The sequence below is a fragment of the Paraburkholderia sp. GAS199 genome, from assembly GCF_050436585.1.
In the GTDB taxonomy this organism is placed as follows: Bacteria; Pseudomonadota; Gammaproteobacteria; order Burkholderiales; family Burkholderiaceae; genus Paraburkholderia.
Window position 1 is genome coordinate 681,961 of record NZ_JBNDMM010000003.1, and the last position, 14,143, is coordinate 696,103.

Sequence of the window (14,143 nt, forward strand, 5' to 3'; positions counted from 1 at the left end):
AGTCGTGACGCTGTTTCGAGCGTCACGACGCCGTGCTGCAAGGGCATGGCGCGGGTTTCGTCGATTTTTTCCACTCTTTCGGGCAGGCCGGGAACGAACCGTGCTGACGTCAATCGGCTGCGCGGCCGGTCGTCGGGCGCGCGGCAATTGTTTGGGGAAACATCATGGACAGGAACCGGCTCGAAGGAGCGGCGAAGCAGGTCAAGGGGTCCGTCAAGGAAGCCGTCGGCAAGGTGACCGGCAACCGGACGACTCAGGTCGAGGGCGCCGCCGAAAGGCTCGTCGGCAAGGTACAGTCGAAAGTCGGTCAGGCGGCTGACGCTGTTCGCCACCGTCTGCGGAAGTGAACTCATTCATGAAATAGCGCGGGCGCCGTGCGCGCCTGCTCGCACAACGCTGCACAAGGAGAGAACACGATGAATTCGAACCAGTTCGAAGGTACGGTCAAGGACGCCGCGGGTAAGGTGCAGGACGCCGTCGGCGGTCTCACGGGCGATGTCGATCTGCAGGCCGAAGGCAAGGTCCGGCAACTCGCCGGCAAAGCCCAGGCGACTTACGGCGATAGCGTCGATCACGTTGCCGAAGCGGCGCGCAACAATCCGATCGGCGCGCTGCTGATCGCGGTCGGCGTCGGCTTCCTGCTGGGCAAGCTGATCTAGGCGGCCAATGGCGCCGGTGCCGGCCTTTGCTGGCCTTTGCCGGCCGCTTTAGCGGCCGTCTGCCGGCGCCCGTTTCAGCCCCGCGGACGCCCTGGTTGTCCGATGTTCCCGGCGCATTCGAGGCGCCGGATCTCATCGTCTGTTGAAGGAAGGTTCATGCTGGGATTCGATGTTTCTACCGCCAGGAAAGTCTGGACGGCGTTTCTGATCGCGCTGCTGTTCTTCATTCTCTACACCGCGTCGTCCACCTTGCTGGTGGTCGTGTTCGCGGTCTTCTTCAGTTACCTGATCTACCCGATGGTCGAACTCGTCGAGCGTGTCCGCCCGCGACGCGTGCCGCGGGTGGCATCCATCGCGCTGGTGTTCGTGGTCGTGGTGGCGGTGATCGCCGTGGTCGGCTCGCTGTTCGGCGTGCAACTGCAGGACCAGGCCACGCACCTTTTGCAGCAATTGCCGGCGCTGATGAAATCCGACGTGCCGAACCGCTTTCCGCTGCCGCATTTTCTCGAGCCGCTGCGCGAGCGTATCGTCGATTTCGTGCGCAGCCAGATCGAGACCGGTTCCGACAAGGCCGTGCCGATGGCGCGCAGCGTCGGGCTCGGCGTGATGCACGCCGCCAGCAACCTGATTTATCTCGTGCTGATCCCGATTCTCAGCTTCCTGCTCATCAAGGAAGGCCCGCAGATGCGCGACGCGTTTCTGGCCATGCTGACGAACCGGCATCGCGTGCTGTGGGCGCAGATCGTGACCGACCTGAACGTTCTGCTGTCGAAGTATGTCCGCGCGCTGCTGTTTCTCTCGCTCGCCACGCTGATCTGCTATGGCGTCGCGTTTTCGCTGCTTGGCGTGCCGTATGCGTTTCTGCTGGCCGTCAGCGCCGGCTTGCTGGAATTCGTGCCGTTCGCGGGTCCGCTCGGCGCGGTGGCGATCACGCTGGTGGTGGCCGTTTTCAGCGGCTATTCGCACCTGCTCGCGCTGGTGATTTTCATCGCCTGCTACCGGCTGTTCCAGGACTACGTGCTCAATCCGTATCTGATGAGCGAAGGCGTGGAAGTGAGTCCGTTTCTGGTGATCGTCGGGCTGCTCGCGGGCGATCAACTGGGTGGCGTGGCCGGCATTTTCCTTGCCGTGCCGGTGATCGCCATGCTGAAAATCGTGATCGGACGCGCCAGAGATTTCTACGCTTCGTCGCGAAGCGACGGCGTGGCGGCGCGCCGTGCATTGACCGGCGAGCCTGAGTGACGGGTTGCGCAGAGTGCACGCCTCGATGAGGTGTGCCTGCGGCGGCAGCGTAGTAGAAGGCGGGGCGATGAAGCAATGACCGCCGTGCGTTCGCCTTTGCGTTAGCTGCCGCTTTAGCGGGCAGATGAAGCGACTTCCGCCGTTGCGTTCGTCGCTACCACCGCTTGAGCGGACCGCCGATCCGCTCAGCTTTTCGCCGGCTCGCTGTTCAGAACCGCCGACGGCGGCACGCCACCGCCTTCGACGCCGCGCACGCGGGACACCCAGAACACGCCCGCCACCGCCACCATCACCGATACCCAGCCCACCGTCCCATAGCCGACGATCTGTCCGCCCGGCGAACTGCTCAGCATCAGACCGCCGAGCCACGCGCCGCAGCCCGTGCCGAGCGCCTGCAAGGCGCTATTGGCGCTGAGAAACGCGCCGCGATGCGCCGGTTGCGGCACGGTGGTGAGGAGCGCCTGCATCGGCACCATCCGTCCCGACATCAGCACCATGAAGAACGGAAAGAACAGCACCAGCGCATAGAACGGCAGGTTCGGCAGATGCGTGACGAACAGCACCGGCAGGCAGGCGAGCAGCGCGGCGATACGGAACACGAGGCGTGTGCCGAAGCGGTCGGCGAGCCGGCCGACGCGGCGCGAGGTGAAGAACGTCGCCGCACCGCCCGCCATGTACAGCCACGACAACTGCTCGGGCGCGACGCCGTGATTGGCCACCAGTACCGGCGAGATGAACGGAATCACCAGCATGTGCGCGATCATCATCATGAAGGTGAGGGCGAACGCATTCAGATGCCGGGGATTGCTCAGGAGCCGCCACAAATCGGGCAGCACTTCGTTGAGCGCCGGCTGCTTGCGGCTCAGGTGTTCCGCGAGCGACGGCACCTGTTGCGATCCCACCAGCCAGATCAACAGCGACAGCGCGACCAGAAGGAAAAACGGCGCGGCCCAGTTGAAATGCGCGCCGAGCATCACGCCAGCGGGCACGCCGGCAATTGCCGCGAGCGAGAACGCCGTCATGATCGTGCCGGTGGCGGCGCCGCGCCGTTGCACCGGAATCACGTCGCCTACGATCGCCATGATGACCGAGCCGAGCACGCCGCCCGTAATGCCCGCGAAGGCACGCGCCGCGAGCAGCAGGGGGAAGCTGTGCGCCAGCGCGCAGGCGAGGTTCGACAGCGCGAACAGCGCGTAGACGGTGAGCAGCAGGCGGCGCCGGTCGAAGCGGTCGATGTAGGTCGCCGCGAACAGGCCGGACAGCCCCGAACACCACGAGTATGCCGACACGGCCGTGGCGAACGCAGCCGGCGTTGGTCTGGGAACCATTAAAGTTTAACTAGGGAACCAGATAACTACCGTTTCTTGCCCATCCGAGCTCGAAATAACCGCCCGCAAACTGTGGCGAACCCTACTTAAGAACGTAATCTTCTCGAAATATACATTACATAGAAATTATGCACCAAGTTGGTGAATTTGGTCGCCTTATGCCATCTCAACTCCGCACTCCGGCGCCTTCACTTCGGGGATCTCGAATCGCGTTAGGTGTCGACTTCGTCCATGGCTCGTCTTGCCCTAAACGTCGAGAAACGGCCGCTGCATACCTCGTTGCCATCAGGGACGAGCCATCGGTCTGACCTCTAGTTGAGCGACCGCACTTTCATTCGACCGTAGAGAAGCCAGCCACGGGGCGCGCGAGGTTGCGCTTGAAGTTGCGTACGACGCTCGTTGTGATCAGCAGGTCTTCCCGGCCGATAGCGGCTTAGGAGCACGCCACAATCCACTTTACCGATGTCCGTCAGCAGATCCGCAATGGTCCTTGCCGCCTACCTCCGCCACGTCGTTGTAGGCGCACAACGGGGGCATGGCGCGTCGTGCCGTTCTCCGAGTGAAATTAAAAAGATTGTTTTTCTCTGCTATTAGCGCCCACTAAAGATGAGGTTATCAATTGGGGGGCGCTTCAAACGACTGCATGCGGACCATCTCGTTATAAATCTATTCGCATTCCATAGTGATTATCAAATCAATTGATAACTACAGATAGACGACCGTTGGTGTACTTCTTGAGTCACATAAGCTCTCCCCGGCGATGAGGCCACGCCCAAAAAGCTCTTTTAGGGACGTCAGAAATCGCTTAGATTGACTTGGGAGGTGTTTCCTGTAGATCAAGTGGAGGTAGCGCTGATGGGCAGATTAATGCGAGGCAAGGCGCCTTTTTTCGACTGTCGCCGACGGCGACGTTCTTCGTCCGACACAAATCGAGCGGAGGATCTCGTCACACCAGTGATTGAGTCTTATGTCACTTCCATTCTGCAATTCGATTCGGCGCAGGCGCGGGATGACTCCAATTCGATCCACTCGTTGATTGCGGATAAACATCCATGAAAAAAATAGATGCTGACGAGCTTAACTCTCTGCTCACACGCCTGAAGGTCACAGAGTCGGGGATCGAAATCGTACACAAGTTACGGATTGGGGAGTCGCTTGGACCCAAACCTCAGGTCCGCCACCTCCGTAAGCGCGGACGGCAAGTCAGCACTCGGATGGGGTTCACGGTCTGCTGCAATGACGCTGCTTTGCAGTTTGCGCTCTTGCACGAACTGGATTGTCCTAACTCCGACTGCGTTGAATTTTACAGTTGGCCGATGGACATCGGAGGCGTCAGATATTCAGTCGCCAACGGGACACGTGTCGAGGTCGATGTGTTTCGCCCTTTTCTGCTAACGATTTCTGAGACCTGGTGTGGGTTTGTTGACGCGTTCCCAACTTCGATGCTCAGAGAGCGTGTCTCTCGCGGCAGCGGCCTCTATGAAGAGAGCAGTCCGGGGCAATGGGTCAGCGAGCCCATTTCGGAATGGCTATGTCGCTATGGTCTCGGATATCAGATTCTCACAGAGGCACACCTACTCGCTACGCGTGGGTGACCATTCATGAGCAGACTCGATCAGGATTTACTCAATGCGTTGCTTAGTCGCGCGTTGGTTACGAAACCGGGTATTGAGCTGGTACACGAAATTCGCAACGGGGAACCGCTCGAGCCCAAACCTCGGATTCGGCAGGGCCGCACGCGCGGGTCGCACATCAGTACCCGGATGAATTTCGCGGTTCGCTGTAATGACACGACATTGCAGTTTTCACTCCTGCACGAACTCGATGATCCCCATTCCGATTGCATCGAGTTTTATAGCTGGCCGACGGACATTGGAGGTGTCAGATACCCTGTCAGCAATGGCACTCGCGTCCAGGTGGACGTGTTCCGCCCGTTTTTGCTGAAAATATCGGAGAACTGGTGTGGATTTGTCGACGTCTTCCCAAACGCGATGCTCAAAAAGGGTGTCACTGGCGGGAGTGGCCTTTATGAAGAGGTCAGTCCTGGGCATTGGGTCAGTTCGCCAATTGCGGAGCGGCTCAGTCACTATGGACTTAAGTATCAGATCCTCACAGAGACACATTTTGGTCCGTGGTACCTGCTTAACGTCGGCTTTCTTAGTCCGTATCGCGGAGACAGCTATAGCGTGATGGACCCTGCCGCATGCGAGACAGTGCTCAGCATGGTGGCAGTGAAAGGATATCTGTCACGACGCGAACTGATTGAACAAAACATTATCGGTGCGGATGACCTGAACTATCTGATCATCACCCGGCGGGTCTATTTTCCTCTCGGAACGCAGGATGTCACCGACATCCGCAGTTGCATCGTTTTCAGGGACATTGCGGCGTATGAGTCGTTCAAGGCAGCGAAGGCTGCCAACATCGGTTTTCTGTCGCTTGATATCGAGAAAGCCGATGCGGATTCCAAGGGTGATAAGCCTGATCCAGAACCGGGATTCCTCCAGTTCGTATCGCCAGCCGCATATGACTTTGCACATCGAAAACTCGCCTCCCTTGCCGAAAAGATTTCGTATTGGTGGAGGGGTAGTGGGCCAAAAAGGGAAGGTCGACCAATTCCACCGCAGACAAAGGCGGAATGGCAAAGCCAGGCGGAACTCGGTCGGCTGCTATATGACAGCGAGGTCTTCGGCCTCATTCCAAACTGGAGGGCGCGCGGGCACAAAGCGCCGAAATATCCTGAGTCTGAAAAGCTCTGGGACCATGTCTATCTGAAATACCGCCTGCTAAAGCGGTTTTCGATCCGTGCGACGTGGGCGATGTTTGTGGCCATCGCAAAGCGCCTTGGACTTGAACAGTTCTCTTATCGTACGGCGAGAAAACGGGACGAAGAGTGCGAAAAAAGTGTCTTTGTCCAGTTTCGTGACGGCAGCTCAGCACGCTACGCCATCGCTGGATTTGCGCCGCCCGGCACCGCAAACCGCCTCTATAAATGCGCGGTTCCGTTCACGCTTGCGCACATCGACCATACCCCGTTGCTTATCAGGCTGGAGAACTCGGCCAATGGGCGACGCATCAAGAGTCAGGTATGGTTGACTGTCATGATCGACGCTGCGACTGGACAGAAACTCGCGTGGACGCTGTCCTTCAATGCGCCGAGCGCAGCGGCCGTTACAACGGTGTTATTCGAGTGCGTAAAAGAGCACAAGTGCCTACCTCGTTTCATCGTTGTCGACAACGCGCCTGAGTTTGATTCCCTCGTCATGCATCGCATTCTGCAAGAAGCAGAATCTCATCTTGTCTGGCGTCCGGCTTATCACCCCCGATACGGGGCGCCAGTCGAAGCTGCGAACAACAAAATCACGACACAACTGCTGCAGCAGTTGACCGGAAATACCGTCGCAGTGAAGGACTTGTACGCTTATTCGCGAACCTTTATTGCGCGCAATCCTGAGTTGATGACGCTAACCCAACTCCATGCTCATCTGAAGGGAGTGTTCTCCGAGGTCGAAATGGAGCACGGCTCTGCTAAAACGGGTGATGAGTCGATCAGGGATTACGTAGCCAGATACAAACGCGAATACGGAGACAAATACAGAAAGCCGATTGAGCTGACGCTCTCTTTCCGCAGGCTATGCATGCCGCCGGCCTCTGGTAACGGTATGCGTGTTGTTCGGGACGAAGGATATGTCGTTGTAAAAAATCTTGCGTATTGGGACACTGGGGACGATCTCAAGCGATTTAGAGGCCGACGGGTCCGCGTGTTCCCCGATGTTATCCACCCTGGTCTCGTGTACATCTACGTGGACAACCAGACAGGATGGATTACTGGACGAAGCATCTACGCAGACTTCTTCGCGCTGTACTCCAAGCGAGAAATCCTCGGCGTGATGGCCGAATTGAAGCTCGGAAGGCTGCAGGGCGTTCGCGATCCTGTCAAGATCTCAGTAGCACTCGCGGAGAAGCTCCTTGAGCTGGAAAAGGACCCGGCGCGCAAAGACACATTGACGAAACAGCTGGAAATGCTTCTCAACCGGGCACCCTCGCTGCTCCAAACCGAAGAACAACCGGAGAACTATTTCAGTGCACCTCCGGTCCCCGGGACGCACCCGCAAGCCGAAGAAGGGGCAGATGTTTCCCCGAAGTCGGCGCAAAACGCCGCATCAAAAAAGTCGAGTGCACCGGACGTATCCGCAACCGGGTCGCCTCAATCGCAGTCCGATTCCGCACGACAGAATGCCGTTGGCGCGGTCCCGACCGGTGCAATCGCGCCAGATATGACGACAACTGAGACTCAGAGTCAGGCAGATAGCGATGCACATGCGCCTGCCGATGAAGATGATGACGACGATCTCGTACCGATAGTTCGACCAAATCGACTTTCTTTCTAACCATCTCTTTACCCGGAGATTTCCGATGGCAAAGCCAGACTATGCAAGCATGGCCAAGCAACTGAATTTGACGCCCCAGTCGGCGGTGGACGCAATTGACGATCTCAACGAATGGATATGTTTGCATGCGAAGTTCCTGACCACGCAGCAGAAAATCATGAATGCAATCGCCGGTCGATCACGTGATCTGCTTATTGTCGTCATTGGTCCGGCGCGCGTCGGGAAGACGACATTGCTTGAGTCAATTGCAGGGATGAGCGATGCGTTAGCGCTCGAACGTGGACAGCGGCGAGGATGCTTTCGTTTTTCAGTGCCACCCCCGGACCACGTCGGGCGCTTTAACTGGACAGAAGCCATCATTAATGCGTATGTGGCAGCCGATGAGCCACTGCCATACAACAAAATCGAATATGGCGACGTTGAGCACGGCGCGCCTCGCGGGAGGGCTGTAAGTGGCTCTGTAGCAGCAAGGGATGCCGGCTTATGGCACAGCTTCGTTAAGAACATCAAGCTCGAGAAGCTGGTAACTGTCGTGGATGAAGGCAACACTATCCCTGTCACGCTTTCGGATCTTCAGGTGTCTCGCGCGATTCATGCGCTCAAATATATTGTTGCGCTAACGAAGCAGCCTCTGGTCATCGGAGGTACTTCCAACATCAAACGTCTGGTTGAGCATGATGTTCAACTCAAGACGCGGACGAAATTAATAGCATTCGAACCTTACAGCGATACGCCAGAAGACAACGAAGCCTTCGAACAATTTCTTGACGAAATGGAGAAGCGACTCGGCCCCGACCATTGCGAACCGGGTTGCCTGGTAGCGCATGCGCAAATCATCCGTAAGTCCATCGACGGGCGCCCCGGGCTCGCCGTGCGGGTTGCGACCGACGCTCTGAGTGAGCCGAGCAAAAGAAGTCGGCTGACGTGGAATCGCTACCAACGCCATCTGAACATCATATCGAGCGCATCTCTTGATGATTTGACGGTGGAACGTCACGTCACAGCCGAGCGAATTGTGGCGGCAGCAGAGGCAGTCACGACCAGGCGGCCCGAAGCGAAAAAGAGGCAGCCTTCCGGGCGAGTCGGAGCAACGAGGAATTCGAATGCGCCCAATCACCCCTTCGAATAATCTCCATCTGGTCGAACCCATTGGTGTCGGAACCGGGTTGGTCGAGGCTTCTTCGAGTGTGTGGAAGCGCGCTGCTGAACGCGCGTCCGTGCGGTTTGGCGACATGGTTCGGTGGGCGTTTGAGCAGCGGGCGGTGTTGCCGGACTATCCACACGAGGTTTCGGGATCGCTCGCGCTTAAACGGCGACTGTTGGGTGTCGACGGAAATACGGCCGTCGCCAGGGTCTATCTCGACCCTTTACGGCCCTTGGTAGAATCCGATTATCTGGAAGCATGCACGCTGCTTCCATTTGCCGGCATGTTGACAGAGAAGAACATCTTGCGCAGGTACAAAGCGTGGTGCCCGCTATGCCTCATGGCGATGAAGGAACGGTCAGGTGTTTATGAGCCTTTGCTCTGGCGGCTGACAGATGTCACGGTTTGTCCTGAGCACAACGTAAATCTCGTCACCGAATGCGAGTCGTGCAACAGGCCCGGAGAAATTGTCGCGCGATTTGCACGGGTAGGTTGCTGCAGTCGCTGCGGCGCGTGGCAGGGCAACGACGAGAGCCCCGGCCTCCGGTCTGGAGATGATCTGGAGGTGCGCATTGCACGTGCTGTCGCAGGCCTGCTTTCCCGTACCAACGAATTTCGGGAAATCGAACACGATGGCCGGCTAACTTTCAGGCGAATGCTAACTTCCGATGAGATGACCTATCTGCTCGCATCGGCACTGGACATGAATGTAGACCAGGTGAGGCTATCAGTGGCACGGCCTCGACTGCCCCGTTTGCGAGCGTTGGCGATGATAGCTGACAACGCTCAAGCGCCGTTGGACCGGGTTATTCTTGGGCAACTACGCCCATGGAGGAAAGTCGTCAAACCTGCCTCCGAAGGTCCGCGACCCACGCCCAGGCCAGACTGGACGGTTATCGCAGTAAAGTTCCGGCAAATGGCCGACGACGTCAACGTCACCAGACTGAAGGATGCATGTGCAACTGTGGGGATCAGTCTTGGGTCAGCCCGCATTCGTTTTCCGGATCATGTCAAACGTATTGTCGAAAGAGGGAGAAGGTCAAGAAAAGAAGAGGCTGAGCAAAGCAAAACTGCTCGTATGGAGAAGCTTCGGAATGCGTTTCGCGTGCTGGTAGCAAAAGGACTCTACCCGTCAACTCCACGACTTACAGCTACCTCAGGCGTGTCTCAGCGCTGGCAGGAAAGTGAAGTTAGGCAGCTAATCGATGAAGAGTGGGCGCGGCTTGGTGAGGGCCAGTTTTTTCGCAGGAGACGTACTGCAGGGACCCGCAAGCTATTCGTTGAATAAACCAACGACCGAAGTCGCATTGCGGTCAATGGCGAGCAAAACTGTGCGCTAGACCTGCACTACCATGCGCCGGCCGAAGTCTTTGTTCGTTACTTCACCTGCATATTTCCCGTGGCGCTGGTAACCGGCGGGGTTGGCGACGACTCTGCATCCTGCCCATATGTAGTCGCAAGAACGATGTATGTGGCCATGAATCCACAGGTCCGCCCATCTCAGCAGACGCCCCAAATCGCTGGCGAAAGCGGCTGAGGGCATATGCGCGGCGTCATAGCCGAGTGACATCGCGTGCGGTGCATAATGCGTAACAACGACGGTTTTTCCAGCGAAGGGTTGCCGGAGTTTGCGCTCGAGCCACGCGACGGATCTTCGATGAATCCGCCGGACATCGGTGGGTAGTAGCTTTCTCGCGGGCCCAGCCGAAATGATTCGATGTTCAGGTGCATATGCCTGTGCATAGTCCATTTCGGGGCCGGCCCTCTCGTGAAGGGCGAAGTCGCTCCACAGGCAGCATCCCAGGAAACGCACTTCCCCCTGCACATACTGCTCACCCTCAAGAAACTGGATGTTCGTCCCGGCAAGCTGGCCTCTTGCGTGACGGATGACCGCGTCATAGTCGCGATGGTATAGCTCGTGGTTACCATGAACATATACCACTGGCGTCGGCCAGTCGTGAAAGTGGTCCGCCATCTGGTCCAGTCGATGTATGTCTCCTGCGAGGACCAGAACATCCGACTGCGTCGTGTCTAGCAATTTGTCTCTCCGACGGTTTCCCGGCACCCGTTCCAGATGCAAGTCTGACGCAATCTGCAGCCGCATTCTGGCCTCGTACTGTCCTGGTTCCCCAAATGAGCTCTCGAGAGGCTGAGTGGAGTAGCCGTTGCAGCATCAGCCACATTCAGATTTCTCCCATCGTCACGTGGTTCTCTCAAGTCACACCTTGTTGCGACTGAAATATACATGATTTATAGTAAAACGACAAATTATGTCGGGTATAAAAAATGGACATTCAGATGGCAAGTGACGCAGGTGGCAGGGGTGAGCAGCTCAGCAGTCTCGCGCTGCGATGCGCTGAGCGTCTGTCGCTACCATTTCGGGACTTTTACCGGGAACTGGTCGCGCCGGTGCTTTACGAGGGGCGAACCTTGCCTAAAGTAAAGGGGCTGCCTGTAAGCGGAGCCATCGACGGAACCCTGGAAGCCGCTGGGATATGGGTGCGCGCAATGAACAGGCTCCTGATCCGGACGGACTTGCAACGCACAACGATGCTCGCCTGGCGTCAGACTCTTGCGCCGAGAGGGCTTGTGAGAACTTACAGGGCATGGTGTCCCGCCTGCTTGCATGACTTCGCTGAAAGCGGTGAAACCGTGTACGAGCCTCTTGTCTGGCGAGTGGTGGAAGTCGTGGTATGCCCCGTTCACACCGTTTGGCTTGAGACCGAATGTCCGCATTGTGGTCGTGGCAAACAACCATCATTTGCGGCCTTCACGCGGGTGGGTTGTTGTCGCCGATGCGGCAAATGGCTGGGGCGAGCCGTTGCCAAACTGACGCGGGCTTCCAATAGTGAATTTGATGTGTTCAGCGCGCGGACGATTGAAAGTGCCTTGGCACTTTCTAATGTAGAAGGCAGCGCAGAACTGGTTACTTCCGATGTGGCAGTGCGAGCGATTCGCGATGTGTTCTACGAGGGATCATCCGCGCAGATGGGGCGAGCACTCGGAGTGCTGCCCTCACAGATTGTTCACTTCGCTGCCGGGACTTTCCCTGCACCTCTACATCTGTTCGTTCGCGCTTGTTACGCAACTGGGGCGACTACAAAGCAAATTTTCCAGACAAACGATTTTAGTGACGTCGCGCGTGTCAGGGATGGTTGCGAGTTTGAAATCAGGCGGTCGGTGCCAAAACGGGTGCAGATGAGCAATGCGCTTGTCAAAAAGCTTACGGAAGCGCTCGCTGGCGATGGGTCCACGTCTGTAATGGACATCGCCGACAGTCTGAACATCACATCGACGACAGTGTGGAGGCGCGAGAGAGAACTCGCATCGCGTCTTGCGCTGTTCCACGCTGGTTACGCGGCGCAAAAGATGCAGCGCCTGAAGGATCAATACCAGTGCGAAGTGATTGCCTTTGTGAAGGCGTGCCAGGCTCAGCGCATTTCTCCCGGCCGAAGGCTGATTGATGAGAGTTGCGGTGGCATCGGTCGATTCTCGAGAGAGTGGAAATGGTCTGTGATAAAGCAGGCCAAAGCTGCGATATTCGGAGTCGGTCGAGATTTAGCTCAGGAGGCGTCGGAGTCTTCTCCGGAGGAGACAACTTAAGGCGGGGCGCACGCGCTGTTGAAGGGAAATCGAATTTCTTTGTCCTTTGACGGAATACGGCCCACTGCGGTGTAGGAGCAATCTTGCGAAACGAATGAAGTTACCGGGGCGCATGGGCCGATACAAGGTTATGTGTGTCCAAGCCGCGCTCTTGGGAGCCGGGCACGGATACCTCAAGATTTACTCGCGAGCCATAATGGCCTCTTGCGCGCCGGTTGCTGTCTCGGATTAGAGCTGCACTACGGTTTCTTGACGTTCTCCATGGGGCTGATGCGGTTTGGGGGGCAATTTTCGCCTATTTTCGACCCTTCACAGACCGGCGTGACGGCGGGAGCCGCTGCCATAACGAGGAGTGCCGACAACTGCCAGTCACAAGACCGAATGCGTGGCAGATGCCGTTATTCACCTGCAGACGTCGAACGCGGCATCCGCTCTTGCAATTTCGTGGCTTTCCTGCGCTTTTCCAGCATGGTTCCCCGACATTCAGGGGAAGCGCAGCGACAAAGATATTGCTCGCAAACTTTGCGACTGTGACGTTCATCGACAACGAGAGCGTAGTCGAGCGCCAACTCTTCGCCCGGCGCAATGGCGCGCAACGCGTAGATGAAAATTCGATTGTTTGAAAGTTCGGCTTCACAGTTTGGCGAGCAGCTGTGATTGAGCCAGCGCGCGCTGTTTCCGCCTTTGCTGCCATCAATGACCAGCCCATGTTCAACGTCGAAGAGGAACGTATGTCCGGCTTCAGCTTCGCCGGGACGGTTATGCTGTTGTACATCCTGCCATTTGACCCGCGTCCCTTTGTATTCACAAATCAGGGCGCCAGCGGCGATCGTCCTGATGGCGAATAGTCCCCTTCCGTGAACAGGGGAACGACGAACGACGAAGCGGGGGCCGCCGCGCAAACTTTGATTCATGCTGCTTCACCATGCTGAATACGGCCAGCAGAATGTTGGCCATATTGAATGGTCACCATCTGGAAAAAAACTGTCAAGAGAATTGCTCACGCTGCTGATAGATAGACCCGATTCGCCAAGATGAACCTTGTGTTCAGATCCGACGGCCGCGCAGTGATGTACTTGTCCAATGCGCTCAATCTTTTGATTAAAAGTGGCGCCAACGATACGACCACCGCGACCGAGAAACGCGTCGCCGTTGATCAACTTGTTTTCGACGTGCAAGCTGACGGAATCACTGAAGTTATCCTATGCATAACCGAAACTGTTCACCTCTTTTTTTCGTCACACGTCACTGAGCCACTGGAGACCCGCTCTTAGTTCGCGACGGTTGATGTCGAGGCCGATGGTAGGATGATGTCAGAGGCTCGAGAATTGTTTCACAGTATTGAATGCGGCATGCTCTCTTGGGGGCCAATATGAACGGTAGGAGCTCATCGACCCCGTCGCGGGGACACTGGTCAATGCATGTCTTTTCCTGCTGAAGCTATCGATGCGGTCGACGATGTTGAAAGCAATCTTCCAAGGCCAGATTGTGGAACCGGTGCGGTTCGGATTGTTTGTAGCGGCCAGCTGGCGGCACGTACCGGATGCCACCCGTCTAATGGCGAAAAGACGCAAGCAACGGCTGCGAAGACTGTAAAGGTTGCTGCTGGAAAGAATGTTAAAGAGCGTGTGAACGCACGGTCTTGTCATGTATTGCCGTTGGTCGCGGGACGAGATTGCGACGGAACTTGTCTTGTGCAAAGCGAGGCGAGCTCGGAGCCGATGGGTGGGCCCCCGACGTGGGCCCGTAGCATACAGGATATTGCAGAATAACTCA

Annotated in this window: 11 protein-coding genes; 8 read left to right on the forward strand and 3 right to left on the reverse strand. The window is 57.1% G+C overall.

Annotated elements, in window-relative coordinates; all coding sequences use genetic code 11:
* The first annotated feature begins 164 nt into the window (after nt 1-164).
* From P3T18_RS14755 to P3T18_RS14765, 3 genes are all read left to right on the forward strand, one after another.
* A complete protein-coding gene (locus tag P3T18_RS14755; protein WP_429300654.1) occupies nt 165-347 on the forward strand; it encodes a CsbD family protein in 183 nt (60 codons plus the stop codon).
* Between the two features lie 69 nt (nt 348-416).
* On the forward strand, nt 417-659 hold the full coding sequence (locus P3T18_RS14760; RefSeq protein ID WP_429300655.1) for a CsbD family protein: 243 nt from the start codon (nt 417-419) through the stop codon (nt 657-659).
* A 156-nt stretch (nt 660-815) separates the two neighbouring features.
* Nucleotides 816-1,901, forward strand: a complete 1,086-nt coding sequence (locus tag P3T18_RS14765) for an AI-2E family transporter (RefSeq protein ID WP_429300656.1) — start codon at nt 816-818, stop codon at nt 1,899-1,901.
* A 185-nt stretch (nt 1,902-2,086) separates the two neighbouring features.
* Here P3T18_RS14765 and P3T18_RS14770 read toward each other — a convergent pair whose 3' ends face one another.
* On the reverse strand, nt 2,087-3,229 hold the full coding sequence (locus tag P3T18_RS14770) for an MFS transporter (RefSeq protein WP_429300657.1): 1,143 nt from the start codon (nt 3,227-3,229) through the stop codon (nt 2,087-2,089).
* Nucleotides 3,230-4,830: 1,601 nt separating this feature from the next.
* Between P3T18_RS14770 and P3T18_RS14775 the strand changes: the two genes are divergently transcribed.
* The 3 genes from P3T18_RS14775 to P3T18_RS14785 are packed head-to-tail and all read left to right on the forward strand — an operon-like array spanning nt 4,831 to nt 10,052.
* Nucleotides 4,831-7,620, forward strand: a complete 2,790-nt coding sequence (locus tag P3T18_RS14775) for an integrase catalytic domain-containing protein (RefSeq protein WP_429300658.1) — start codon at nt 4,831-4,833, stop codon at nt 7,618-7,620.
* 25 nt (nt 7,621-7,645) lie between these two features.
* Nucleotides 7,646-8,749, forward strand: coding sequence for a hypothetical protein (locus P3T18_RS14780; protein WP_429300659.1), 1,104 nt, complete (start codon nt 7,646-7,648; stop codon nt 8,747-8,749).
* Complete coding sequence (locus P3T18_RS14785; protein WP_429300660.1) at nt 8,724-10,052, forward strand: TniQ family protein; 1,329 nt, start codon at nt 8,724-8,726, stop codon at nt 10,050-10,052. The genes P3T18_RS14780 and P3T18_RS14785 overlap by 26 nt, the downstream gene beginning before the upstream one ends.
* Nucleotides 10,053-10,100: 48 nt before the next feature.
* Here P3T18_RS14785 and P3T18_RS14790 read toward each other — a convergent pair whose 3' ends face one another.
* Nucleotides 10,101-10,868 carry a metallophosphoesterase gene (locus P3T18_RS14790; protein WP_429300661.1) on the reverse strand — a complete coding sequence of 256 codons (768 nt, stop codon included), beginning with the start codon at nt 10,866-10,868 and terminating at the stop codon, nt 10,101-10,103.
* A 182-nt stretch (nt 10,869-11,050) separates the two neighbouring features.
* On the opposite strand from P3T18_RS14790, the gene P3T18_RS14795 reads away from it, so the two are divergent.
* The gene (locus tag P3T18_RS14795; RefSeq protein ID WP_429300662.1) at nt 11,051-12,367 is read left to right on the forward strand and encodes a TniQ family protein; all 1,317 of its coding nucleotides are present in this window, start codon (nt 11,051-11,053) and stop codon (nt 12,365-12,367) included.
* A gap of 398 nt (nt 12,368-12,765) precedes the next feature.
* Here the strand turns inward: P3T18_RS14795 and P3T18_RS14800 are convergent, their stop codons facing one another.
* Nucleotides 12,766-13,281 (reverse strand): SET domain-containing protein, encoded by a 516-nt coding sequence (locus P3T18_RS14800; protein ID WP_429300663.1) that lies wholly within the window; start codon nt 13,279-13,281, stop codon nt 12,766-12,768.
* Between the two features lie 507 nt (nt 13,282-13,788).
* On the opposite strand from P3T18_RS14800, the gene P3T18_RS14805 reads away from it, so the two are divergent.
* Complete coding sequence (locus P3T18_RS14805) at nt 13,789-14,139, forward strand: HU family DNA-binding protein (RefSeq protein WP_429300664.1); 351 nt, start codon at nt 13,789-13,791, stop codon at nt 14,137-14,139.
* The last annotated feature ends 4 nt before the right edge of the window (nt 14,140-14,143 follow it).